The 389-nt window shown below is 59.6% G+C and carries 1 protein-coding gene; it reads right to left on the bottom strand.

Going from position 1 to position 389, the window contains the following annotated elements; genetic code table 11:
- Positions 1 to 389 (bottom strand): transposase (locus ACHAC9_RS24560; protein ID WP_435764440.1); only part of this gene is annotated, 389 nt, incomplete at both ends.

Raw genomic sequence — 389 nt, 5'->3', positions numbered from 1 at the left:
GCTTGAGTTCTCGATAGCTTGTCTCGATTCCCCAGCGCTTGTCGTACAAGGCGACGATGTCGGCAGGCTTGTAGCGTTGACGGTCGCGCAGCGAGGTCAGCAGGATGCGCTTGCGCGCCTGGACGTCAACGACGGTGATAGCGCGCGCTTCCCAGAATTCGGGCAGCTCCGGAGATTTCTTCCTCGCTTGCGGTGACACACGCATGCGTACTACTGCATCGTTGTCGCTGCCATCGAGCACTTCCCATTTGGTATTGGACTTGGCCGGGATGAGGAAGTGCCGCTCGGCGCCACTGCTCGTCAGGCTGCACAGAATCTCGGCCGACAGGAAGCCCCGGTCGAAAACGGTGAGCGATTCTTCCGGAATCGCTTCGATCAACTGCTTCGCA

The organism is Massilia sp. CMS3.1 (assembly GCF_051262535.1).
Classification (GTDB): Bacteria; Pseudomonadota; Gammaproteobacteria; order Burkholderiales; family Burkholderiaceae_D; genus Telluria.
The sequence above is the reverse complement of the archived record's forward strand: the minus strand, read 5'-3'. Positions and strand labels throughout refer to the sequence as shown.